At 49.8% G+C, this 24,795-nt stretch carries 18 protein-coding genes; 4 read left to right on the top strand and 14 right to left on the bottom strand.

The features are described from left to right. The first annotated feature begins 70 nt into the window (after positions 1 to 70). On the top strand, positions 71 to 544 hold the full coding sequence (locus AC4PME_RS04305) for a cupin domain-containing protein (protein ID WP_119502826.1): 474 nt from the start codon (positions 71 to 73) through the stop codon (positions 542 to 544). Between the two features lie 35 nt (positions 545 to 579). Here the strand turns inward: AC4PME_RS04305 and AC4PME_RS04300 are convergent, their stop codons facing one another. The 3 genes from AC4PME_RS04300 to AC4PME_RS04290 all read right to left on the bottom strand — a co-directional run bounded on the left by AC4PME_RS04300 (position 580) and on the right by AC4PME_RS04290 (position 4,623). After that, on the bottom strand, positions 580 to 1,797 hold the full coding sequence (locus AC4PME_RS04300; protein ID WP_491045223.1) for an MFS transporter: 1,218 nt from the start codon (positions 1,795 to 1,797) through the stop codon (positions 580 to 582). A 131-nt stretch (positions 1,798 to 1,928) separates the two neighbouring features. Further along, a complete protein-coding gene (locus AC4PME_RS04295) occupies positions 1,929 to 3,347 on the bottom strand; it encodes a sugar porter family MFS transporter (RefSeq protein WP_491045222.1) in 1,419 nt (472 codons plus the stop codon). A gap of 55 nt (positions 3,348 to 3,402) precedes the next feature. Further along, the gene (locus tag AC4PME_RS04290) at positions 3,403 to 4,623 is read right to left on the bottom strand and encodes a XylR family transcriptional regulator (protein ID WP_119502829.1); all 1,221 of its coding nucleotides are present in this window, start codon (positions 4,621 to 4,623) and stop codon (positions 3,403 to 3,405) included. Positions 4,624 to 4,792: 169 nt separating this feature from the next. Between AC4PME_RS04290 and xylB the strand changes: the two genes are divergently transcribed. The 3 genes from xylB to AC4PME_RS04275 all read left to right on the top strand — a co-directional run bounded on the left by xylB (position 4,793) and on the right by AC4PME_RS04275 (position 8,898). Further along, positions 4,793 to 6,283: a xylulokinase gene (xylB, locus tag AC4PME_RS04285; RefSeq protein ID WP_491045221.1), complete on the top strand. Its 1,491-nt coding sequence runs from the start codon at positions 4,793 to 4,795 to the stop codon at positions 6,281 to 6,283. A gap of 71 nt (positions 6,284 to 6,354) precedes the next feature. Next, positions 6,355 to 7,674, top strand: a complete 1,320-nt coding sequence (xylA, locus tag AC4PME_RS04280) for a xylose isomerase (protein WP_474867945.1) — start codon at positions 6,355 to 6,357, stop codon at positions 7,672 to 7,674. A gap of 63 nt (positions 7,675 to 7,737) precedes the next feature. Continuing rightward, entirely contained in the window at positions 7,738 to 8,898 is a 1,161-nt protein-coding gene (locus tag AC4PME_RS04275) for a pyridoxal phosphate-dependent aminotransferase (RefSeq protein WP_491045302.1), read from the top strand. An 87-nt stretch (positions 8,899 to 8,985) separates the two neighbouring features. Here the strand turns inward: AC4PME_RS04275 and AC4PME_RS04270 are convergent, their stop codons facing one another. The 11 genes from AC4PME_RS04270 to AC4PME_RS04220 form a co-directional block, all read right to left on the bottom strand. After that, complete coding sequence (locus AC4PME_RS04270) at positions 8,986 to 11,100, bottom strand: TonB-dependent siderophore receptor (protein ID WP_491045220.1); 2,115 nt, start codon at positions 11,098 to 11,100, stop codon at positions 8,986 to 8,988. 142 nt (positions 11,101 to 11,242) lie between these two features. Then, positions 11,243 to 11,851, bottom strand: a complete 609-nt coding sequence (gene cheD / locus AC4PME_RS04265) for a chemoreceptor glutamine deamidase CheD (RefSeq protein ID WP_303572111.1) — start codon at positions 11,849 to 11,851, stop codon at positions 11,243 to 11,245. Positions 11,852 to 11,862: 11 nt separating this feature from the next. Further along, positions 11,863 to 12,693, bottom strand: coding sequence for a CheR family methyltransferase (locus AC4PME_RS04260; protein WP_491045219.1), 831 nt, complete (start codon positions 12,691 to 12,693; stop codon positions 11,863 to 11,865). Beyond that, positions 12,694 to 14,985 carry a methyl-accepting chemotaxis protein gene (locus tag AC4PME_RS04255; RefSeq protein ID WP_491045218.1) on the bottom strand — a complete coding sequence of 764 codons (2,292 nt, stop codon included), beginning with the start codon at positions 14,983 to 14,985 and terminating at the stop codon, positions 12,694 to 12,696. A gap of 3 nt (positions 14,986 to 14,988) precedes the next feature. After that, complete coding sequence (locus AC4PME_RS04250) at positions 14,989 to 15,492, bottom strand: chemotaxis protein CheW (protein WP_490709725.1); 504 nt, start codon at positions 15,490 to 15,492, stop codon at positions 14,989 to 14,991. Continuing rightward, entirely contained in the window at positions 15,489 to 17,318 is a 1,830-nt protein-coding gene (locus AC4PME_RS04245) for a chemotaxis protein CheA (protein WP_491045217.1), read from the bottom strand. The genes AC4PME_RS04250 and AC4PME_RS04245 overlap by 4 nt, the downstream gene beginning before the upstream one ends. 24 nt (positions 17,319 to 17,342) lie before the next feature. After that, entirely contained in the window at positions 17,343 to 17,708 is a 366-nt protein-coding gene (locus AC4PME_RS04240; protein WP_119502839.1) for a response regulator, read from the bottom strand. A gap of 410 nt (positions 17,709 to 18,118) precedes the next feature. After that, entirely contained in the window at positions 18,119 to 19,474 is a 1,356-nt protein-coding gene (locus tag AC4PME_RS04235; RefSeq protein WP_491045216.1) for a hypothetical protein, read from the bottom strand. Between the two features lie 123 nt (positions 19,475 to 19,597). Next, positions 19,598 to 19,894 carry a hypothetical protein gene (locus AC4PME_RS04230; RefSeq protein WP_491045215.1) on the bottom strand — a complete coding sequence of 99 codons (297 nt, stop codon included), beginning with the start codon at positions 19,892 to 19,894 and terminating at the stop codon, positions 19,598 to 19,600. A gap of 92 nt (positions 19,895 to 19,986) precedes the next feature. Then, positions 19,987 to 21,342, bottom strand: a complete 1,356-nt coding sequence (locus AC4PME_RS04225; RefSeq protein WP_491045214.1) for a hypothetical protein — start codon at positions 21,340 to 21,342, stop codon at positions 19,987 to 19,989. A gap of 84 nt (positions 21,343 to 21,426) precedes the next feature. Then, positions 21,427 to 24,729: a S41 family peptidase gene (locus AC4PME_RS04220; protein ID WP_491529508.1), complete on the bottom strand. Its 3,303-nt coding sequence runs from the start codon at positions 24,727 to 24,729 to the stop codon at positions 21,427 to 21,429. Between the last annotated feature and the right edge of the window lie 66 nt (positions 24,730 to 24,795).

Genomic DNA, 24,795 nt, shown 5'->3' with positions numbered 1-24,795 from the left:
GTGTTTTCGATTAACGGGCACGGTATGCTATTTGTACAGGGTAAAATCACAAAAGAAGAATTATAAAAACATGGGCAAAACGCGACATCACGAATTAATCGATCAACTGCAACTGGAACCACACCCGGAAGGCGGATTTTACAGGCAGATATTCAAGTCTGATAAACAGGTTAATTCACCTGCACACGGTCTGGGCCGCCCCGCCATGACGCATATCTACTTTTTGTTGCTTGAAGGCCAGGTAAGCCGCTTCCACCGCGTTTTACACGATGAAGTCTGGAACCATTACGAGGGAGCGCCGTTGCGTCTGTACCACATTCATCAGCAACAGCTGAGAGAACAGCGGATTGGTGGCAGGGAACATGGCTATGCAGCTGTCATTCCGGCCGGCAACTTTCAGGCCGCTGAAACCACCGGAGAATACACTCTCGTGGGCTGCAGCGTAGCGCCGGGCTTTGACTTCGCAGACTTCAGTTTCATTGAGGAACCGTCACTGAAACAATGGATTGAGATCGCCCACCCGGATATGTCACGTTTTATCTGAATCAACAGACCGGCGTGACATCACGCCCGTCTTCACTATGCCTGTGCCGTTCGCAGCCTTAATACCGGGCGCTCATCAATGAAAATATGGATCAGCGCAGTGATACCGGCAATCACGCAGGCGCTCCACCAGACTACATCGTAAGAACCGGTGGTATCGTACAGATAACCACCCAGCCAAACGCCGCTGAATGAACCCAGCTGATGGCTTAAAAACACAATGCCGTACAGCAGCCCCATGTGCGGCAGACCGAATAACTGCGCCACCAGTCCGGATGTTGGCGGCACCGTGGCCAGCCACAACAAACCAGTCACAATAGAGAATATGTAAACCGATGTTGATGACATAGGAAAATACATGAAGCCGGCAATGGCGACAGCCCGCAATGCGTAAATGAGGGTGAGCAGATTTTTCTTGGAATATTTACCCGCCCATGAGCCGGACAACAGGCAGCCAAAGATGTTAAACAACCCGATAAGTGCCAGGCTCATGACCGCGATGTCAGCAGTAAAGCCCCTGTCAGCAAGAAATGCAGGCATATGCACGGTAATGAATGCCAGTTGGAAACCGCACACATAAAACCCCACCACTATCAGCCAGTAATGAGGGTAAGTACAAGCCTCTTTCAGCGCTTCTTTCACAGTCTGACGCACCTGTGTGTTGCCCTGCGCCGCCTGTTGCCCGCCGCTGCCGGTTAATGAACCGGCCATCAGGCTCATCATCAGCGCACTTCCCGCCATCAGTAACAACGCATTGCTCCAGCCATAAGCGGCAATAAAATGCTGTGCAACGGGTACTACCAGCAACTGTCCGGCGGAGCCGGCGGCGCTGCCAAGACCTAAGGCAAATGAGCGTTTTTCCGGAGACACCATTCTCGCCATTGCAGGCAATACCACACCCAAACCGGAGGCGGCGATGCCCATCCCCATCAGCAAGCCGGCTCCCACGTTCAGGCTGCCGGCGCTGTCACTGAAGGCAGTAACCGCTAAACCACCGGCATACAGGAAGGCGCCCAGAATAACGGTTTTTACGGTACCGAAACGGTCTGCCATTGCTCCGGCAACAGGCTGAAAGAGTCCCCACCATAAATTTTGCATCGCCAGCGCAAAAGCAAACACCTCACGGCCGTAGCCAAACTCTGAGGAAACAGGCTCCATGAAGAAACCCATGGAAGAACGCAATCCAAAATTGAGCGATAACAATATGCAGGCAAATGCGATGGAGAAACTGAAGAGTCTGACCGGCTGTGACATGAGGCATCCTTGTGATGCAGCCCTTTACACTCCGGTATCTGCTTGCGGTAAAAGGCTGAAACGTAAAAAGGCATACTACCGCTTTTCGTATGCCTTTAATACTCAGTGGATGTAAGGTTTTTCCCGCCGGCTCAGCCTTTCATATCTTCCAGTTCACGACCGCGGGTTTCATACACGTACTTGCTGACAAAAATCACTGACAGCACAGCACATAATGCATAGAAGCCGTATGCGCCTGCCAGACCAATACCGGCCAGCATCATCGGGAAAGTCCATGTGATAGCGAAGTTTGTCAGCCACTGGATCAATCCGCTCACCGCCAGACCGGAGCCACGGATTTGATTGGGGAACATTTCTCCCAGCATCACCCACATGACCGGTCCCCATGAGAAGTTGAAGCAGAACACATACAGATTGGCAGCAATCAGTGCAACAGGTCCCCAGGCACCCATTATCAGTTTTCCGTCCATCCCCTGCTCTGCGTTGCCAAACGCGACAACCAGCGCGATAAGCGTGACAGACATACCGGCAGAACCCCACTTCAACAGCGGCTTACGGCCCACTTTATCGATGATTGCCAGGGTAACCAGACAGGCAGCAATACTGATGGCTCCGCTTATCACGTTGATCAGAAGGGCGTCACTTTCTGAGAAGCCGACGGCCTGCCATAACACCGCGCCGTAATAGAACACCACGTTAATACCCACCAGTTGCTGCAAGGTGGCAAGTCCCAGACCAATCCATACGATGGGTCTGACCTTTCCGGTATCCGGTTGTTTCAGGTCGCTCAGGCGGGGCTGATGATCATCTGCCAGCGTGGACTCAATTTCCGCCAGCTTGCCCGCTCCTGCATCACCGTAAAGCTTACCCAGAACCTGCTGCGCTTTGACTTTATCTCCTTTAACGACAAGGAAACGGGGACTTTCAGGTATAAACAACAGCATCACTAAGAACAACGACGCCGGGACCAGCTCCATCCAGAACATCCAGCGCCAGGCTGCATAATCCATCCACAGAGCCTGCGTAGAACCCGAGGCGAAATCGGCAAGAATGTAGTTACTGAGAAAAGCGGCAAATAACCCGCTGATAATAGCAATTTGCTGAATCGAGGTAAGCATGCCACGGTATCTGGCAGGCGAGACTTCGGCAATATAAGCCGGTGCCATGACAGAGGCAGCGCCTACCGCAAGCCCACCCAGGATACGATAGAAAACAAACTCACCACCACTGGTTGAAACACCGGAGCCCCAGGCACTGATAATAAAGAACACTGCAGCCACCAGCAGCAATGCCCTTCTGCCGTACTTATCTGCCAACCGCCCAGCAAAAAAAGCACCGACAGCACAACCTAAAAGCATACTGGAAACATTAAATCCGGTCCCCACACTTTCTGACTGAAAGGCGGCCTGTAAACCGTCAACAGTACCGTTAATAACGCCACTGTCGAACCCGAATAAGAAACCACCTATAGTGGCAACAACACTGATGAAGAAAATAAAACTCCTGTTTTCAGAGGGCTTGTCTGTACTTGCTGATAACACGGTTTCCATAGGGTACTGATTCTCCGTTATTAATAATTCTGCGTCATTTAAGTTTCATTGCTCTCTAGATGGCGGCAAACTTTGATAAACCTTCCACGGGCAAGTCATCCAGACTTTGGGGCCGGTGTGCCTGACGGTACTCCACCGGAGTCTGGTTAAAATGCTTGCGGAATATGGCATACATGTATTGAATCGACGGGTAGCCACAAATTTCTGCGATTTCAACTGCGGCTTCATCAGTTTCCTTCAGCATTTTGCAGGCACGGCTGAGTTTTTCGTTATGAATTTCGGTGTGAATACTGTGTCCCCGCTCCTCTTTGAAACGGCCCTCCAGGTTTGAGCGGGATATACCTACGTAGTCCAGCACCTGGTCAACCTTAATACCCCGACATGCGTTATGCCGTATGAAATGCATAGCCTGCATTACCAGCGGGTCTTTAATCGCTTTGTAATCGGTAGACTGCCGTTCAGCTACACGCTCGGGCGGTACGAGTACCGGCGCTTTGCTGACTGGTAAACCCTGCAATTGCCGGTGCAGCATTCTTGCAGCCTGAAACCCCATGTCAAAACAGCCCTGCTTCACTGATGTCAGACTGACACGACTCAGGTACCGGGCCAGCTCGTCATCATCTATACCTATCACTGAATACCTTTCAGGAATGAGTAAGCCAAGATGATCACAGGCTTGCAGCAGGTGACGGGCCCGCGCATCGGTAACTGCCACGATTCCGGTCGGTTCCGGTAAACTATTCAGCCAGTCGGTGAGTCGTTTTAAAGAATACTGCCAGGTTTCAGGACGTACGGCATGACCACGATAAACGAAACACTCATAGCCTTCCCGCCGAGTCAATTCCAGCATGGCGCGTTCACGCTCATGTGCCCACCGGTTCTGAGAGTCAAGAGGCGCACCGTAAAAGGCGAATTGTTCTATGCCTTTTTGTTTTAAATGTTCAAATGCAGCTTCAACCAATGCAAAGTTATCGGTAGCGACGTAGGGCACTTGGGGATAATCAGCCTTATTTTGATAAGAACCGCCTACTGCCACTACCGGCACTCTGGCTTTAGTCAGCGCTTTTTCAATAGCAGGATTATCAAAATCCGCAATAATTCCGTTTCCGCTCCACTCGTCCAGATGCTCCAGCCGGGTCATAAAGTCCTCTTCAAGATACAAGTCCCAGTCGGCTTTCGACGTTTGCAAATATCGGCCTATACCTTCGATAATCTGACGGTCATAAACCTTACTGGCATTAAACAGCAGCGTGATACTGTGTGACTTTTCAAACATAGCTGGCCCCGACTAATAAGATTCCGTAAAGCAATTTATGAATATTGTTTTTACGCATCCTAAACCACTGCAAAGCAATTAACAAAAAGATTACAAAATTTCATAATTGCTCTGATCGCTTTTGATAATCAACATAGAGGAATAGCGGATTACCAGAATTGGATACAACATGTATATAGGCATTGACTTAGGCACCTCAGGGGTAAAAGTGGTGTTAACAGACGAACAGGGCGCGGTGTTAAGAACCACCCATGCGTCTCTGGATGTATCGATGCCAAGGGCCTTATGGTCAGAGCAGGATCCGGCAGACTGGTGGGAAGCGACCTGTCAGTGTCTGGATGCGCTGAAAGCATCGCAGGACTTAAATACCGTGAAGGCCATCGGACTGAGCGGACAAATGCACGGGGCAACCTTGCTGGATGAAACCGGTGACGTGTTGCGCCCTGCCATTTTGTGGAACGACGGCCGGTGCGACGATGAATGTCATGAAATAGAAGCGGCCGTGAGCGACGCACGTCAGCGCAGCGGTAATATCGTGATGGCAGGCTTTACCGCGCCTAAAATCCTGTGGGTCAAGCACCATGAACCTGATGTCTACAGACGCATTCACAAAGTATTGTTGCCCAAAGATTACCTGCGTTACAAACTGACCGGTGAATTTGCCAGCGAAATGTCAGATGCAGCCGGCACTATCTGGCTGAATACGGAATCCCGTAAATGGGACAGAACATTGCTGGCTGCCACAGGACTGAATGAATCTCATATGCCGGCACTTTTCGAAGGGAATGCGGTCACCGGAGAGCTGACGGCCAGCCTTGCCGCACGCTGGGGCATGAAATCCGTCCCTGTAGCCGGCGGCGGTGGCGATAACGCTGCCGGCGCTATTGGCTGCGGTATTGTTGATCCGGGTCAGGCCATGCTGTCACTGGGCACCTCCGGGGTTTACTTTGCCGTCACCGATACCTTTCGCATTAACACAGAGCAAGCTGTACACAGCTTCTGTCATGCCCTGCCTTCCCGCTGGCATATGATGTCGGTAATGCTGAGTGCTGCGAGCTGTTTACAATGGTACGCAGGTCAAAGTGGTTACGAGGATGTAGGTGCGATGCTTGATGATGTTGAGCAGTCAGTCTCTTATTCTGATGAAGCAACACCGTTGTTTTTGCCTTACCTGACCGGTGAGCGGACACCGCATAATAATCCTTATGCGAAAGCAGCCTTTTTCGGGGTCACAGCCAGCACTACCCGCGCACACATGGCCAGAGCTGTCATTGAAGGTGTTTCCATGGCACTGGCAGATGGCATGGACGCAGTGCATCAAAGTGGCGTCAGTGTATCGTCAATCAGTCTGATCGGTGGTGGAGCGAAAAGTCCTTTCTGGCGACAATTGCTCAGCGATATCAGTGGCCAGACCTTAACCTACCGCAAAGGCGGCGATGTTGGCCCTGCGCTCGGAGCGGCAAGGCTTGCGCAACTGGCGGTGAATCCTGATAAATCCTTATCTGACATTTGTTTCCAGCCTGAAGCCGAAGCGGAATATCAACCAGACCCCAAAGTTAATGAAGCCTATTTAGCAAAACGTCAGCAGTTCCGTGAGCTTTACTACGCCATAGAACCTTTCTGGTCGTCACCGAAAAAACAGAAAACTTTCACGAATTAACATAATTGTTGAACTGCGCAGGGTCTTTCACACTGTCTTCACCATAACCCTGCCTGAACAGGAAAAAGAATATGAGCAACTATTTCGACGCAATTCCAAAGATCAAATACGAAGGCCCGGAATCGACCAATCCACTGGCTTTTAAACACTACAACCCGGAAGAAGTGATCATGGGTAAAACCATGGAAGCGCATCTGCGCTTTGCTGCCTGCTACTGGCACAACTTCTGCTGGGACGGTGCTGATGTATTCGGTGCCGGCACATTTAATCGCCCCTGGCTGACTCAGGGTGATGCCATGACGCAAGCTAAGGCGAAAGCGGATGCGGCTTTCTCATTTCTGGAAAAGCTCGGCGCGCCTTACTACTGCTTTCACGATGTTGATGTGGCACCGGAAGGTCAGTCTCTGAAAGAATACGTGCACAACTTTTCCACCATGACTGAAGTGCTGGCGCACAAGCAGGAAGAAACCGGCATGAAACTGCTCTGGGGCACGGCGAATGTATTCAGCCACCCACGTTACATGTCAGGCGCAGCAACCAACCCGGATCCGGCCGTGTTTGCCCGCGCAGCCACTCAGGTGTTTCATGCCATGAACGCAACAAAGCAACTTGGCGGTGAAAACTACGTGCTGTGGGGCGGCCGCGAAGGCTACGAAACCCTGCTGAATACCGATTTAAAACGTGAACGTCAGCAACTGGGGCGCTTCATGAACATGGTGGTCGAGCACAAGCACAAAATCGGCTTTGACGGCCTGCTGCTGATAGAACCTAAGCCACAGGAACCGACGAAGCATCAGTACGACTACGACACAGCAACCGTACACGGATTCCTGTCTGAATTTGGTTTAGAGAAAGAGTTTGCCGTAAACATTGAAGCCAACCACGCCACGTTATCCGGCCACTCTTTCCATCACGAAATTGCCACTGCATTTGCACTGGGGATCTTCGGCTCTATTGATGCCAACCGCGGCGACCCGCAATTAGGCTGGGATACTGACCAGTTCCCTAATTCAGTAGAAGAAATGACACTGATTTGTTATGAAATTCTGAAAAATGGTGGCTACACATCAGGCGGCTTTAACTTTGACACCAAATTACGCCGTCAAAGCACCGAACCGGAGGACTTATTCCTGGGCCACATCGGCGGCATGGATACCTGTGCGCTGGGCCTGAAAAAAGCTGCTGCTCTGCTGGAGTCTGAAGCACTGGGTAACGCCGTTGAAAAACGCTATGCAGGCTGGTCAGAAGATTTCGGCCAACAGGTATTAAACGGTAAAATGTCACTGGAAGACGTAGCTAAGTTCGCCAGCGATAACGCACTGGATCCTAAGCCTGTATCCGGCAAACAGGAAGGCCTGGAAAACATCGTAAACCAGGTGATCTACAAGTAAGCTGGCTGGCGCTGACCGGTTTGCTGTATCATGGCTCCTCGTTTTTACGGGGAGCCTGTTTTGTTGAAGTTTTCAGATCGTGCCAACGCCATTACACCCTTCTATGCCATGGCTTTTTCAGAGAAAGCCAGTGCCCTTGAAGCAAAAGGGCATCATGTCGTCAGACTCAATATTGGCGAACCGGATTTCGGTGCTCCGGGTCCGGTTGTGCAGGCCATGCAGGACGTCATGGAAAAGGCAGAACTGCCCTACACGTCAGCCTTAGGTTTACCGGCCCTGAGGGAAGCCATCGCCGGTTTCTATGGTCAGCGACACGGTGTTACTGTCAATCCAAATAATGTTGTAGTGACGGCCGGCGCATCAGCCGCACTGCTTCTGGTGAGTGCCGCACTGGTTAACCACGGCGACAAAGTGATGCTGGCCGACCCGGCCTACCCGTGTAACCGTCAGTTTATCCGAAGCTTTGGCGGGCAGTTGCAAAGCATTCCCGCCGGCGCTGAACAGCGCTTTCAGCTGACACCACAAAGCGTGCAGGCAAACTGGGAGAGCGATACCAAAGGTGTGATGCTGGCATCACCGTCTAATCCCACGGGCACATCGGTGCCTGAAAGTGATTTGGCGGCAATATGCGAATTTGTAAAGTCCCGCGGTGGCTGGCGTATTGTTGACGAAATTTACCTGAATCTCAGCCATCATGGTCACGCCCAGACCGTACTGGCTTTTGACCCCGACGCCATTGTGATCAACAGCTTTTCAAAGTACTTCGGTATGACGGGCTGGCGTTTAGGCTGGTGTGTAGTGCCGGATGACATGGTGCCGGTGATGGAGCGTCTGGCGCAGAACTTATACATTTGCCCGTCGACCCCCGCGCAATATGCGGCGCTGGCCTGTTTTACCCCGGAAACCCTGAACGTTTGCGAAGGACGCAGAGATATTCTGCTGCACCGGCGTCAGCGGGTTCTTGATGGCTTAAAGCAGGCTGGATTATCCGTGGATGTGGAGCCGGACGGCGCGTTCTATGTATATATCAACGTCACCTCTACCGGTCTGAACGCCATGACATTCTGTGAGCGGTTACTGGAAGAACAGCACGTTGCCCTGACACCGGGTAATGATTTTGGCGGGGCTACCGGTGATGACTATGTGCGTTTGTCCTTCGCAGCTTCAGAAACTGCACTGGATGAAGGTATAAAGCGTATCGGTACTTTCCTGGCGTCACTGTGATTTATCAGGACTGGTAGCGGCTTAAATATAGAAAAGCCGGTCAGCGGCCCCTGAAGGCAGCACGACCGGCTTTATGAGCATAGTTAGTTAAAACTGATATTTCACGCTGGCAGTATAATTCACCGGCGAGCCCGGCATTACCCAAAGCTTGTGGTATGAGTTTTCAAAGTACACTTCATCAAACAGGTTGTGGACGTCGAACTTCACACTCAGCTTCTCATTTAATGCCAGCGAAGCCGACAGGTTCACCAGCGTATAGGAAGGCAGTATAAATCCGGCGTCAGTGGTTTCCCCCAGGCGGTCGCCCACATAACGCACCGTGGCGCCGAAGAAGGCTTCTTTTTTCATCAGTTGCGTATAGTGATTCAACGAGATAAAGCCTGCGTGTTTCGCCACATTGATCAGACGGGAGCCTTTCGGAATGGTCACGCCCCAATCGAGGTTATTCACTTCATTCGCTGTTTGCGCATCCGTGTAAGCATACGAGAAATCCAGACGGGTATAGGCAGTTAAGTCTGTGGTCAGCTGAAACTCAACGCCCTGACTCTCCACTGTACCTAATGTCGCCGACAACCCGGTGTTGGGCTCTGCTGTCAGCATATTGGTTTTTTCAGCGTCAAAGATAGCAATGCTACCGGAGAACCGCTCAGCCAGATTTTCCCACTTAGCACCCACCTCAAACGAGGTAGTTTCTTCCGGGTCAAACGCATTGCGGTCGGAGTCAAGCCCGGGGTTGGGTCTGAACCCTTCAGCATAGCTGGTATACAGGCTCACCTTTTCGTTTACAGCGTAAGTCAGACCGAGACGGGGCGTGACCACTGTTTGATCCTGGCTCTGACCGGCACCTGCCAGATGGTCATAAATTTCCTGCTCGAATTTGTCTACACGGAAACCCAGCAGAAGTTTAGTGGCTTCATTTAACTCGATGAGATCCTGCGCATAAAAACCCAGACCCTGTTGCTTTTCTGCAGTAAGGGTAACAGGGGAGACATCTGGACGGGCTATGGTGTAATCAGGATTGGCAGGATCGATACTGTAAGTGGTGTCGCCCGCGCCCCAGGCTGTACGCCAGCGACGATAGTCAGTATCGATATGATAATTGTAGTAATCCAGACCAATCAGCAGGTTATTGGTTAAACCGGCAACCTCTGCTTCGCCGCTCAATTCTGCACGTAAGGATAAATCCTGCGCTTCATAATCACGGGTTCTTCGCTGGCGCGACAGAATATCCGGATCAGTCAGTAATAACTGACGACCAGCCGACAACTCTGTATCTGAAGATTGTCCTTTCATGGATGAATCGCGGTACGCCATACCTGTAAGCAGGTGCCAGCTGTGAGTCAGTTCGTGGTTCAGCACCAGTTGATGACCGAAGGTTTTGACTTCATGTGCACCGTCCCGGATATCACCGTAAAAGTCTTCAGGGTTCACCGCATCAAAATCGTTGTCCAGCACATAGACACCACGGTCCAGCGGTTTCTCCTGATCAAGGATTTCCATCTGATAACTCAAACTGGTTACGTCGGACAGGTTCCAGATGAACGAAGGATTGATATTCAGGTTTTTAAAGAAAACGGTATCTCTGTATGTGTCAGAGTCTTCATATGAACCATTGAGCCGGTAAGCCATGTCATCATTCAGACCATTCGTGTAATCGAATTCAACCTGTTTCTTACTGTAATTACCCAGTGTGCCCTGAACGTAGCCCTGTTCTTCAAATTGCGGCTTTTTAGTAATGATATTGATGGTACCGCCGGGTTCTCCCTGTCCGTACAAGGCAGAACCGGGGCCTTTCATCACTTCAACTGACTGAATGTTTACGGTGCCGCGGTTCCCGCTGTAGCCGCGAACATTAAAGCCGTTGATGAGGTAGCCAGTGGCGTTGTTTTCATCGCCTGAGAAACCACGGATGGCAAAACTGTCGAACATGCCGCCGGAATTATTCTGTCTGACTACCGCAGGAGAAAAATCCAGCGCATCGATGAAACGGGTAATGCCTTCATTGGCTAACTGATCTGCACTGATACGATCAACTGCCTGAGGCGTTTGAATTAACGGAACATTGCCACGGTAAGGCTGGAAGTGTCGCTTCACTTCAATGTGTTCCACGTCATCCTTCTTTTCCTGCACGGCAATAACACTTTCTTGTGCTGCTGCGCTGGTGGATAGTGCGAGTAATGAATATAAAAACTGCTTTTTCATAAAATCTTCTGTGCCGGGAATTTACCGGCGCAAAATGTTATAACATCACAAAAACTACCGCAAACAGATTTTTAAAAAACTTTCATGACACACGGAATACGTTTCAGGAATCGATTTTAATGACTTACAGTCCTTTTCCTGCTTAATTCCCAAACATATCAATGGAACCGGTCGCTTTTGTTTCCTCGTTAACACGCATGGCGAGTTCCGCTTCACGGTCATGAATAGTGTTGTTGTTCATGTCGTAAATGCGCTTCATCAGCACCGAACCGGTAGATGGCGTGAAGTAAATTTTGCGGGCGTAATTAGCCATCAAATCGCTGGCCAGGATGGGAATATTCTCGGTTCTTAAGAAGTCGATGGCAAATTCAGAATTGGTTGCGCCGATATCATTTTGCACATATCCGGGCAGCACTCTGGCACCGCCAAATACCTTAGCAACCAGACGTTTCTTTTCTCCGCCCAGATGCAGGCAATCATTTAACAGCACTTCCATGGCATGCACACCGTAGCGGTTTGCTTCAAAAGACATTTTGTCGATTTGCTTATTATTTGGCAGCATGAAATGGTTCATGCCGCCAACTTCAGTGATGGGATCATACAGGCATACTGCCACGCAGGATCCCAGTACCGTCACAATGAGTTTGTCTGCCGCAGTGACATAGTATTGGCCGGGTAAAATTTTTACCGCATCACGGCCAAAACGACTGTCGTAATAGGTGGGAGGCTGACTAAAATCATGGGCGGTCACGTTATGTGTAACTACCTGACTGGCGCATAAATTGTTTTACCGACCGGTCTTAGAATATCCGACGCATCAGCAAAATGCTCAGAGTGCCCGGCAATGTACAAGCTGTCATGCTTGAGATGACCGACCAACCTGTTCAGGATCTGATATTGAGTAGGTTTATCAAAGTAAATCATTACGTTACGGCAAAAAATGACATCCATTTTCTCTTTGAAGCCATAATCTTTATGTAACAGATTGATTTGCCTGAATTCCACCATCTCCCGTACTTCATCGACCACCCGCACCATACCGGATTTCGAGCCTTTGCCCCGGTAGAAAAACTGCTTTTGTCTTTCAGGTGACATTTTCTCGATGGACGATGCTTTATATACACCATTTTTTGCGGTTGCCAGCACCTTGCTGTCAATGTCCGATGAGTAGATTTTGATACCCGGCCGGAATGAGCCAAAGGTTTCAGCTACCGTCATAGCAATAGAGTAAGGTTCTTCTCCTGTACTGCTCGCCGCGCACCAAATCGCGGTCACATTGGAATGATTACGAAGGTATTTTTCCAGCGCGGTGAAGTGATGAGGCTCACGGAAAAATGACGTTAAGTTAGTAGTCAGCGCATTAACAAATTCCTGTTGTTCAATGTCACTGCGCTCTACCACTTTTAAATAGTCACTAAAGGTTTTCAGCCCCAGCGCCCTGAGGCGCCGGGATAACCGGCTGTACACCATGGTAACTTTAGAGTCTGCCAGACGAATGCCTGCAATTTTAAACACGGTGGCGCGCACCCGTTCGAAGTCGTCCTGACTATAAGCATATTCTCTGTCGACTTGCTCAGCGGTTGCGGCGGTCATTTAGAATGTCTCCCACTCACTTTCGCTCGGCGAGCCTGGCTTCAGAGCTTTAGGCGCACTCACGGCTGTCATACGCGCGGCCGGCTTTGATGCACCGTTTGATTTTCTCGCCGGCGGTGGCGCAAGCAAACTGCCACCATCCAGTTTGAACATCGCCACCCGTTCTGTCAGGCCAATGGCTTGTTGTTGCAAGCTGTCAGCCGCCGCAGCAGCCTCTTCAACCAGTGCCGCGTTTTGTTGCGTCATTTCGTCCATGCTGTTCACGGCTTTGCCCACTTCTTCGATGCTGGTAGCCTGCTCAGAAGACGCTGCAGAGATTTCAGACATGATGTCGTTCACGCGCTGAATCGCATTAACCACTTCAGCCATGGTATCGCCGGATTTGTTAACCAGCTGGTTACCACCGTTGATTTTGCCCACAGAGTCAGAAATTAACTCTTTAATTTCCTTCGCGGCTTCCGCTGAACGTTGTGCCAGCGTACGCACTTCCGATGCTACCACAGCAAAACCGCGGCCCTGCTCACCGGCTCTGGCTGCCTCTACAGCCGCATTCAGTGCAAGGATGTTAGTCTGGAAGGCAATACCGTCAATGACGCCGATGATGTCTGAGATTTCCTGAGCTGACGCATTAATATCGCCCATGGTATCGACCACCTGTCGAATAAGATCCCCGCCTTCATTGGCAACTTTTGAAGCCTGTGAAGCCAGCATGTTTGCCTGCTCTGCGTTCTCTGCATTCAGACGCACGGTGCCGGTCAGTTCTTCCATAGCGGAAGCTGTTTCTTCCAGACTGGACGCCTGCTGCTCAGTACGGCTGGATAAGTCGGCGTTACCTGTGGCAATTTCCGACGAAGCCGTATTAATGGTGTCTACCGCTTCGTTAATCGAACGGATAGTGCCTGAGATTTCTTCGGCAAATGAGTTGATGGCGTTGGCCAGCACCTGGAATTCACCCTGGAAGTCATCATCTACCCGCTGTGTTAAGTCACCGGCTGACATTGAAGACATAACATCGCTGATAGTACCGATGATACGTTTATTGTCCTGAACAAACTGGTTAATTGAATTACCCAGTTCAGCGAAGTCACCATCAAGTCGTAACGGGTCGGTATCCAGATCGCCCACCACCAGACGCTGCATAGTGGCGCGGATAGCCTGAACCGCCTTAACCCGCGCAGTAATATCTACGGCGTATTTAACCACGCGGTAGGGTTTACCATTCTGGTCGAAAATCGGATTGTAGGATGCCTGGATCCACACATCGTCACCGGCTTTATTGATGCGTCTAAATTCATCGGCGAAGTAAATACCTTTGCCCAGTTGCTCCCAGAATGAACGGTATTCCGGACTTTTCTTATATTCCGCATCAACAAACATGCTGTGATGTTTGCCCTGAATTTCTTCCAGTGAATAACCCATAGCGCCAAGGAAATTTTCATTGGCGTTGATAATTGTACCGTCCAGGTTAAATTCGATAACCGCCTGAGCACGGTTCAAAGCTTCAATCTGACCTCCGTAATAAGCATTTTTGATTTTCTCGTCAGTGATGTCTGTTGCAAATTTAACAACCCGGATCACTTTACCGTTTTCATCGTATACTGGGTTGTAAGATGCATTGATCCAAATCTCACTGCCGTCTTTGCGAATACGGCAGAATTCACCTGAGGACACCTGACCACGGGCCAGGTTGCGCCAAAAGTCTTTATATTCCTGGCTTGACGTATAATCGCTTTTGCAAAAGATACGGTGGTGTTGACCCTGAATTTCTTCCAGGTCATAACCCACTGCACCGCAAAAATTTTCATTAGCGGTAATAATCGTGCCGTCCGGATAGAACTGAATAACCGCCTGAACGCGATTCAGTGCGTCAGTAATGGCATTGGTTAAAATGGCATCCTGATTATCAATCAGTTCAACGCTGTAGGCGGTTGTCTCGCCACGCACGTTTTTCAGCCCGGCCACCGTGACCTTAATATTCCGGTCCTTCAGTTCCAGTAATACCTCGCCACCGACCGGCGACTGGGCCGCGGCCTGCTGAAGACTGCTGGCCTGTAAGCCCAGGGCACTGATATTACTGCCAATAAGGGTCATGACCGAAAAGCTGCCATTGCGGGCTTTGATGCTACCTTCCAGTTGCCCCAGCAGTGCTTTTGCCGCTTTGTTTGCGACAACTATATTGCACTGATTGTCTAAAATCAGCAGGTTTGCAGACGATGCATCGAGGGCCTGAATGCTTTCCAGCGATCCTACTACGGCATTGTCCTCACCACTTAACCATTTAAAAACACCCATCGATTACTCTCCTACACTCGCCTGACTGACTTCCACCAGCCCAAGTTCATTGCTGTTAATTAAACTTTCAATATTGACAAGAATGACCATGGTTTCGTCCACATCCGCCAAGCCATGTAAATACCGACTATCAAACGCCACGCCAAACTCCGGAGGTGGCAACATTTCTTCTTCACTTAAACGGATAACATCGGATACACCGTCAACCACAATACCCACTATGCGCTCATCCACATTCAACATAATGACAATGGTGAATTCGTTGTAAGTGGCTTCGCCCACATTGAACTTAATGCGCAGGTCAACCACAGGCACAATATCGCCCCGCAGGTTCATGACCCCTTTTATAAAGTCGGGAGCATTGGCGATTTTCGTTACCTGCTCATAACCTCTGATTTCCTTCACGGTGGTGATGTCCAGCGCGTAGTGCTCCTCACCTAAAACAAAACTGAGAAATTCACGATCATCTCCGGCCATCACCGACTGTTGTACGGCGGCTTCGCTCATACACATAACTCCTCTTCTGCGGGCAGTTGACAATGTTCTGCCACGGCGTCTGCATCCAGTATCATGGCCACGGTGCCATCACCCATAATTGTTGCTCCTGCCAGACCGGGGATTTTCCGGTAATGGCGTTCCAGACTCTTAATCACCACCTGCTGCTGACCTAAAATGGAGTCAACCTGAATGCCGTAGCGTTTTTTGCTACTTTCCACCAGTACAACAATGCCTTGAGTAGCCGACGTGACGGCATCATCGATATCCATCATTTGGTGCAGTGCCACCATCGGCCAGTACTGTTCTCTGATCCACAGCAGTTTTTCATTCCGGATATTTTTCAGTTCGTTAGGCTTTGGTTGGAATGACTCAATTATATTTAGTAGAGGAATCACAAAAATGCGACTTCCAACTTTCACACACATGCCATCAAGAATGGCTAAAGTGAGGGGTAACTGGATGTAAAACCCTGATCCTTCTCCAGTTTTTGAAACTATCTCAATTCTTCCGCCAATCGACTCAATATTTCGTCTGACCACGTCCATACCGACTCCCCGGCCACTGACGTCAGTCACTTCCGCAGCAGTGGAAAAGCCGGGCTCAAAAATCAGATTCCACACATCACTGTCTGGCATGTCGTCACTGAAAGGCAGACCATTTTGACGTGCTTTGTCCAGAATGCGCTCACGGTTAAGACCCGCACCGTCGTCTGTAATACCGATGACGATATTGCCGCCTTTTTGCTCCGCACTCAGAGTCACCGTACCCGCCTCTGGTTTACCGGCTGCCTTACGGACTTCAGGGGATTCCACACCGTGATCAATACTGTTGCGCACCAGGTGGGTAAGCGGATCCACCAGCTTTTCAATCAAACTCTTGTCAATTTCGGTGTGCTCACCTTCCATCACCAGATTGACCTGCTTACCTAACTTTTTAGACAAGTCACGGACAACCCGGGGGAAACGGCTGAAGGTCATATTTACAGGCAACATCCGCATGGACATCACCGATTCCTGAATTTCCCGAGTATTGCGTTGCAACTCGGTGATTGCATGTTGCAACCGGTCGCTTGCCTGTCCGTCTACTTCACTGCCCACCATCGAGAGCATTGACTGGGTGATTACAAGCTCTCCCACCAGATTCACCAACCCGTCGATCTTGGTAGTATCTACGCGGATAGAGGCGTTCTCTTTGGCCGGTGGGGCTTTCGCCGGTACTTTCGGTTTTACGGTAACGGCCGCAGGAGCTGGCTCAGGCTGTCCGGCCGCTTTGGCATCTGCCGCAACGTCTGTGGTGTTAGCAGAAGAGGTTTCATCTGCGCTTTCTGCGACAACAGGTAATGCTTCTTCATCATCAAAAAAGCCGAAATCGAACCCTTCACCGTTATCACCGGATTCAGAGGATGCCGCCGGCTGGCTGGCCTGACTGCTATTTTCTCCCTGACTCCCGCTCCCAAGGACGGTTTCCAGTTCAGCAATACGGGCAGAAATATTGTCGTCGGGAGTATCAGTTCCCGCTTTGTAAGCTTCGAGGGTTTCCTTCAGCACATCTGTGGAGGAAAGCAGTAAGTCCACGGATTCCGTGGTGAGTGGCATAAGGTGTTTGCGGGCCTGGTCGAGCAGGTTTTCCATGACATGGGTCAGACGGGTAAGTGCGTCGAAACCAAAAATACCGCTGCCGCCTTTAATGGAGTGGGCGGCGCGAAATATGCTGTTTAGTTCCTCATCATCAGGGGCAGACACATCAATTTCCAATAAGATGCGTTCCATTTCCTGCAAATGTTCGTCGCTTTCGTCGAAAAAGACAGTATGAAACTGCCCAACATCAATGGACATTTTACGCTCCCGTGAAGCATAGAATCAGCTGGCCAACTTATTGATAACTGTCACAAGTTTATTGGGGTCAAAAGGCTTAACCATCCAGCCGGTGGCACCGGCCGCACGCCCTTTTGCTTTCATGTCATCACCTGCTTCGGTAGTTAACATGACGATAGGAACGCGTTGGAATGCCGGTTTGCCTCTGAGCGCTTTAATCAGTGTCAGTCCGTCCATGCGTGGCATGTTCTGGTCTGTAAGCACAACATCAAATGCTGAACCGGAACACATATCCAGTGCATGCTGACCGTCTTCGGCTAATGTCACTTCGAAGTTAGCCGCACGCAATGTCATTTCCACCATTTGTCTGATTGAAACGGAATCATCTACAACTAAAACCCGTGTACTCACCTGATTACTCCTCACTATTCGGTGTTGGCATTAAACCGGACAGAAAGTGATCGGTGATGCCAATAAACGTAGTACACAGTATGAACAAGATCCAAATTCGCGAAATTATACTTTTGGTTATTTGGCGACAATAGTGAATTTTAACGACATTTGCGACACAGATAGTGTAAGCATTAAATTTTGACTATAAATTAGTCGCTTAACATTGGAATAAGAATGAGTCGCATGAAAGAAGATGCTGAAATTGTCAGTGAAATCAGCGACAAACATACATGGTTATACATTTATATAACTGAAAGTAAGTAGATGCCACTGAATATTGAAGGCGTATACAACCAGCTGATGTCTCGCTCGTATATTCAACTGCGTCCTGAGTAGAGGACGCAGCACGTTGTACGGGCGTAGGTACGTTAAAAAATACGCATTTCCATGCTGTACACCTGCTCTTTGCCGTTTATTTCTGACATATAGACTTTATACAGATAATCAGGCGCTTCCACTTCGATAACATCATTCATCACGAAACTGTCCTCGCCCACCGCAGATAAGGCATCGTTTTTAGATTGCCCTTTAAAGAACTGCGCAAAGCGCCATTGATGAGTTTGGGCGTATTCATTCTGAATAAAGTCAGGGCTGACATTCACCTTACTGACATTCCGGCCAATGACTTCTACCAGCGTCCAGGGGTTTATTAACACATACCCTTTGCCAAATCGCCGGTTCGTCCAGCCAATCTTTTCACCGGGCAGTGCGGAGATATCCAGACTTTCCCCGTTGTCGTCCCGATTTGTAAAGTCATCCAGAAATGCCACAGCCTCATTGTTTTCCTGCCAGGTAAATTCAGGTAACGACGCCATCACTTTTTCATTGCGCAATACAAAACCGGTAGCTTCCTGCTCTACATCTTTTTGGTCATTCACCAGATAGGTTTCGCCGGTTAGCGTAAGGGTAATATCTCCCTGTCTGAAAGACATTTGCTGTTTGCCTGAATAACTCTCTCCCTTCCCGATGCCATTAATTGACCACTTACGGTAGTCGAAGCGATCATCAAAAAAGAAAAAGTTGGTCAGTTCATTACCAAAGAATGCTGAGCCGAACCGGGCTTCTGCCACGATACCGTCTTTCAGGGTAATCCAGTGCGAGCGGCCATAGGCAAGCATTGTCCAGTGCTCATCCTGCCTGAACGTAAAAGAAGGCGTCCCGAACAACGTTTCTACTTTTTCCTGCTTATCACCGGGTTTGATGCCATACATGCCCTGCCCGATACTGACTTCAGTGCTTTGTGGCAATGGCGGGGTTTTATCATCGGAGGCTTCAAACGCCGGCGCTGAGATTGTTTGTTTGGCGCGGATGACATTCATGCCGAATTGTTTGAATCCGTCCGGAGTAAACGGGGTCAGATCACCATCAACATATTCACTGCCATCTTTGCATTCAGATAACAACTGGGCCGTTACCCTTAACATGCCACGGTCATAGCTGGTTTGCTGAAATTTTGTCCGTAACACTGCGACACCCTGCGCATCAGCATCAAGGGCTTCGTAAAACAGATCGTCCCTGGCCTCAGCCATCATTTCTTTATGCGCGGCGTCGCTGATTGTGTCACCACGCACATAAGACATCACACTTACCACAGTGGTATCGAGTACGTCGTAATCACACGTCGGGAAATACTTGAGGAATTCCGGCTCCTTGCCGGTAGCATCGACAGACAAACTCCCTGTCAGTAAGGCCAGAAATGTTGCTACGAAAGTATTTGTTTTCATGACACACTCCTTGTTTGTTAGACAATTATAACAACACCAACTGGCCAAAAAGTAAACTAAAGTATAAAACTAATGTCACGCCCGGGTATTCAACTGCGTCCTGAGTAGAGGCCGCAGCGCGTTTTACAGGCGTTCGATTGCAGGGATGTCGTAGTAAATATCCGGAGACTGCTCTTTCAGCTCAGTGAGGGATTTTTTTCTTGCGGTCCGCTCGCTGACTGTTTCACCAAAAACAGCCAGATGCTCTTCTTCAATGATTTGCGAAATATCAGAATGGCTGGCAATTCCTAGCAGTTTTGCTGCCTGAATAAGGCCTTCGGTCCGGTGCTTTTGCACGTTGTCCGGCTTGCCTGACAAAGTATTGCGGAAACTCAGAATAAGTTGCTCCCGGCAATACCCCAAAAATTCATCGTGTGTCATCAGCGTACCTTTTTCATTGTTTGCGATTAAGCACGGTAATGGATCTGCAAAAAGAACTCAAAAGCCACTACACCAATTAAGCAGGGCATACGTTAAAAAATACGCATTTCCATACTGTACACCTGCTCTGTGCCGTTTATTTCTGACATATAGACTTTATACAGATAATCAGGCGCTTCTACTTCGATAACATCATACATAACGAAGCTGTTTTCACCGGCGGCGGACAGAGCGTCAGCTTTCGGTTGCCCTTTGTAAAATTGTGCGAAATGCCAGTTGTGAGAGTCTGTATATTCACTTTGAATGAAATCAGGGCTGACGTTGACCTTGCTGACATTCCGTCCTACAACTTCCACCAGCGTCCACGGGTTTATCAGCACATATCCTTTTCCGGATTGCCGGCTCGTCCAGCCAATCTTCTCGCCGGGCAGTGCAGAGATATCTAAACTCCCGGTTTCTCTGTCCTGCGCTATGTATTCATTCAGATATTCAACGGCCTCATTACTTTTCTGCCAGGTAAACTCAGGTAACGATGCCATCAGTTCTTCATCGCGCAATACAAATCCGGTAGCTTCCTGCTCTTCATCCTGTTGATTGTTCACCAGATAAGTTTCGCCGGTGAGCGTAAGCGTTATACTTCCCTGCCTGAAAATCTGTTGTTTTTTGCCGGTATAAATGTCTCCTTTCCCGATGCCATTAATTGACCACTTACGGTAGTCGAAGCGATCATCAAAGAAGAAAAAGTTGGTTAATTCATTGCCAAAGAATGGTGAGCCGAAACGGGCTTCTGTCACGATGCCGTCTTTCAGGGTAATCCAGTGTGAGCGGCCATAGGCAAGCATTGTCCAGTGCTCATCCTGTCTGAACGTAAAAGAAGGAGTACCAAAAATGTCTTCCACCTTTTCTGACGAGTCACCGGGCTTGATGCCGTACATGCCCTCAGCGATACTCACGACGGTATTTTCTGGCAGTGCAGGCGTTATTACTTTGCCGGCACCGAACGCATCGAGGGTAATGGTTCGTTCAGAGCATATAACATTCATGCTGAACTGTTTGTGTCCGTTTGGTGTGAGTGGAGTCACATCACCTTCATCATAATCGCTGCCGTCCTTGCATCCGGATAATAGCTCTGCGGTCACCCTCATTTTGCCACGATTATTATTGATCTGATTAAATTTGGCTTTTAGTAACACGATCCCCCGGGCATCGACCTCCAGCGCCTTGTTAAACAAATCATCACGGGCATCCGCCATCATGTCGTTGTGCGCAGCCTCGCTGACCACATTGCCTTGCACAAATGACATAACAACAGCCACACCGGTATCAATAATTTCGTAATCACACGTCGGGTAATACTTGAGGAATTCCGGCTCATTGCCAGTGGCATCGACAGACAAACTCCCTGTCAGTAAGGCCAGAAATGTTGCTACGAAAATATTTGTTTTCATGACACACTCCCTGTTTGTGTGACAAATATAACAACACTAACTGGCCAAAAAGCAAACTAAAAATATAAACCTGATGTTGCCCCGTTACGGCCGGATATCATGCGCCGGCGTGCGAACATCCGGGAGTGTCTCTCCTTCCAGCGGGTTTACCGGATTCAGTTTTATCTGCTCTTTTAAATAGCGGATTGCAGCTTCGAGCTGGGCGTCTTTTCCGTTAAATGTTGCATAAGGAAGATTATCGACTTCCCTGTCCGGACTGATCCCCCGCCCTTCAGTTATCCAGCGTCCGTCTGCAGCAAATACAGGAAATTCAGCCACCCGCGCCATACCATTATCGGCAACGCGGTTGCGTCCGGTAAGCCACACACCGGCACCTGCGGTCTGCTTGCCGATAACCGGAGCCAGGCGCATTGCTTTTACTCCGGCAGTGAACGTTTCGCCATCTGAATAGGTAAACTGATCGGCCAGTACCACAAGGTGGCCACGGAAGGTTTGCTGCATGTTTGTGCCAACACTACCGGTAGGATACTGCCAGAACATCCATACCCGCCGGAGCAGTTTCTCAAGGATCATACTGTCTACGTTGCCACCGCGATTACGCCTGACATCAATGATTAAGCCATCCTTTTTATACTGGGCATAGAACTCCCGCGCAAACGACGCCACATCATTACCCCCCATTGCATAGAGGTGCAGATAGCCGATGTCAGCATCTTCCTGATTCACTTTTTCGCTGTTCGCCATTACCCAGTCACGGTAACGCTGTGCAAAATCTGTATTCACATCTGTCGGGGTAACAACGGTTTTCACTACTTTCTCACCCCGTTTCAGTGTCAGCAACACCTGCTTGCCGGCGGTGTTCATGAGCGCCCGTACTACGTCTGCGCGGGTTTGTGTTTCACGGCCATTTACCGCAAGGACTATATCGCCTTCTTTCGCATCGGTACCCGGCTTTGCCAGAGGTGGAGCTTCTGCCGGAATTTCACTGTCGTAACGGTAAATGTGGGAAAGAAGTACACCATCAGCGGTGTCTTCAAGGATCCCGCCCAACATGGCCGCTTTGGCTGCATTTTTATCAGCCGGCATTTCACCGCCCCGCACCTGACTGTGTAACGCATTGAGCTCTCCCATCATCTGGGCAAAAACGTCATTCAGTTCACTCCGGTGTGTTACACGTGCAAGCAGCGGAGCGTATTTCTTTTCTACCTGTTTCCAGTCGAGCCCCCGCATCGCCGGATCGAACAGTGACTCCCTGTGCATCAGCCAGGCATCATGGAACATCTGCGCCCATTCCTGTTGCGGCGTAATGCGCATTTGCCAGCCTGCTGTATCGAGTTGCTTACCTGACAAGTCTTTCGGAAAACTGGTACTGGCAGGCACGATGTACATGTGCTTATTGCCCTTACCCTGTTTGTGTACAAACAGGGACTTTCTGTCTGCGGATAAGGCATAACCGGCCACACCGGAGGTCACCGGCTTCAGCTTACCGTCGTGCTTAATTGCCATCCCTTTCAGCACGGCTGCACTGCCACTTTGTTCCGTTACAAATAAGGTTGAGTCAGTCATAGTCAGATGACCGTAGTTAGCCGGACTGACTGGCACCTGCCAGAGTCTCGAAGTCAGGCCATCCCATGTTACAACGGGGCCGGCCTGCTCGCCTTCCTGCTCACCTTCCTGCTCTGACCCCGTTTCATCTTTTTCTGAGCCTTTTACTTTACGGTTCAGCTCGGTTGGCGCGGCAAAACTGAATTCACCGTTACCGGTAAGATCAAGAGCAAAAATTTGTGTCGGTTTGTCAAAGGCAGTCCCCATGGCACGATCGCCCCAGGGATTCGACGGTGAAGGAGCAAAATGCCGGTCAGACAGAAAATAAAGCCACTGACTGTCTGCACTGAACGCCGGAGAGTAAGACTGGTATTTATCCGATGTTACTTCCATCCCCCGCTGTTCAGCCATGGCATACAGATAAATACTGTTGCGCTCGTTACCTAAAATATTACGGCTGACAGCCAGCAGTTTGCTGTCCGCAGACCACACCAGGTCCGGGGTGGCAAACAATCCGTCACTGTCGTCCAGTACCGTGGACACCGTGCTATCAGAAGTATTGAGAACCTGAACCTTTCCCTCATTATCGTCGAAGGCAAGCCACTTACCGTCAGGTGAAAGGGATAACTGCCAGCGGAAGGCATCGCCATTTTTTGTGAGTTGCTCAGCCTGGTCAGAACCATCTGCTGCAAAACGCCAGATCTCCGTTTCACCGCTGGCGTCATTTAATGCATAAACCCACTTCCCGTCATGACTGAGCAGGGCTTTCCGGCTGCGTGAATCTTCCGGCGTATCCACTTCAACCAGTCTTGAACCATCTGTTCTGGCAATAGCAATGCGGCCCCTGGCGGTCAGCACAACGGCATCACCGGATTGCGCGAAGGCCGTATTGGTAAGAAACTCAAGAGGCGCATTGTCCCAGTGTTCCCGCAGGTAGGGGAAATCTGAAATTAGCTGAACCGGCACAATATCGCTGCTGCCTGATGACAAGTCTTTCAACACTAAATCCGCACCCTGCTGGTACACAATCCGGTTGCTGTCTGCACTGGCACCGCGTACCGTCCAGTCTGCCGTTGCGGATTCTTTTCGCAGAGATTTTCCGTCGGGAGTCATCGACCAGAGGCTGTCCGGGCCATCCTGGTTACTGATAAAATAAACACGGTTGTCTGCCAGCATTGGCGTGCGTACAGAACCGTTATGGTCTGCTGTTAACCGCTCAGCCTCCTGCCCGGAATGCAGTTTCCAGCGCCAGAGTTCGCCTTTCGCGCCCCCCTGGTAATAGTTTGCATTGTCGCCGGATACCTGTAAGCCAAAGCGAACAAAGTAGAGCCACTCACCTTTGTCATCAATGACCCCCTCTACTGCATCAGCGAGAGGTAAAGTAGTGACCTTGCCAGAATCCGGCTCCAGCAGTTTAAGAACATAACTATTGGCTGGTCCTGTATGGCTGTTCGTGCTGTAAAGGAGCGCGCCGGATGTCGTCCACTGGTGCAGTTTAACTGCCGCATTTTCAAAGGTGGCACGCTTTGCTACACCACCACTCACAGGTTTTATGTAAACTTCTGTCGTGCCTTCATAGTTAGCAACAAACGCCAGTTGTGTGCCATCAGGAGAAATAACCGGCTGCGTTTCTTCTGCCCGTTGGGTAGTTAACCGTGTCGCTCCGAACTGACCGCCATTCTTAGTGTTCAAATCTACAGACCAGAGATCGCCTTCAGCGTTGAATATCAGCTGGTCATTATGCAAAACCGGTTCACGGTAATACCCCGGAGCCGCCATGGCCTGCGATACAGAGATGGCAAGCAGCACTGCTATGCTGCACGCGAGTCGTTTGCGCTTCATTCGTTTCATGGTTTGTTCCCTGGTGTAAGTGCGTTATAATTTATTTTTTAATCCCCGCCTCAACGC

Source organism: Alteromonas sp., from assembly GCF_984505615.1.
This window is presented reverse-complemented; position numbering and strand designations above follow the sequence as displayed.

What these genes read in the sequence shown, in the direction of transcription:
- AC4PME_RS04295 (WP_491045222.1), bottom strand. Translation starts at nt 3,347, where the DNA reads ATGGAAACCGTGTTATCAGCAAGTACAGACAAGCCCTCTGAAAACAGG.
- AC4PME_RS04300 (WP_491045223.1), bottom strand. Translation starts at nt 1,797, where the DNA reads ATGTCACAGCCGGTCAGACTCTTCAGTTTCTCCATCGCATTTGCCTGC.
- AC4PME_RS04225 (WP_491045214.1), bottom strand. Translation starts at nt 21,342, where the DNA reads ATGAAAACAAATATTTTCGTAGCAACATTTCTGGCCTTACTGACAGGG.
- xylB (WP_491045221.1), top strand. Translation starts at nt 4,793, where the DNA reads ATGTATATAGGCATTGACTTAGGCACCTCAGGGGTAAAAGTGGTGTTA.
- AC4PME_RS04245 (WP_491045217.1), bottom strand. Translation starts at nt 17,318, where the DNA reads ATGTCCATTGATGTTGGGCAGTTTCATACTGTCTTTTTCGACGAAAGC.
- AC4PME_RS04305 (WP_119502826.1), top strand. Translation starts at nt 71, where the DNA reads ATGGGCAAAACGCGACATCACGAATTAATCGATCAACTGCAACTGGAA.
- AC4PME_RS04235 (WP_491045216.1), bottom strand. Translation starts at nt 19,474, where the DNA reads ATGAAAACAAATACTTTCGTAGCAACATTTCTGGCCTTACTGACAGGG.
- AC4PME_RS04260 (WP_491045219.1), bottom strand. Translation starts at nt 12,693, where the DNA reads ATGACCGCCGCAACCGCTGAGCAAGTCGACAGAGAATATGCTTATAGT.
- xylA (WP_474867945.1), top strand. Translation starts at nt 6,355, where the DNA reads ATGAGCAACTATTTCGACGCAATTCCAAAGATCAAATACGAAGGCCCG.
- AC4PME_RS04290 (WP_119502829.1), bottom strand. Translation starts at nt 4,623, where the DNA reads ATGTTTGAAAAGTCACACAGTATCACGCTGCTGTTTAATGCCAGTAAG.
- AC4PME_RS04250 (WP_490709725.1), bottom strand. Translation starts at nt 15,492, where the DNA reads ATGAGCGAAGCCGCCGTACAACAGTCGGTGATGGCCGGAGATGATCGT.
- AC4PME_RS04270 (WP_491045220.1), bottom strand. Translation starts at nt 11,100, where the DNA reads ATGAAAAAGCAGTTTTTATATTCATTACTCGCACTATCCACCAGCGCA.
- AC4PME_RS04220 (WP_491529508.1), bottom strand. Translation starts at nt 24,729, where the DNA reads ATGAAGCGCAAACGACTCGCGTGCAGCATAGCAGTGCTGCTTGCCATC.
- AC4PME_RS04255 (WP_491045218.1), bottom strand. Translation starts at nt 14,985, where the DNA reads ATGGGTGTTTTTAAATGGTTAAGTGGTGAGGACAATGCCGTAGTAGGA.
- AC4PME_RS04230 (WP_491045215.1), bottom strand. Translation starts at nt 19,894, where the DNA reads ATGACACACGATGAATTTTTGGGGTATTGCCGGGAGCAACTTATTCTG.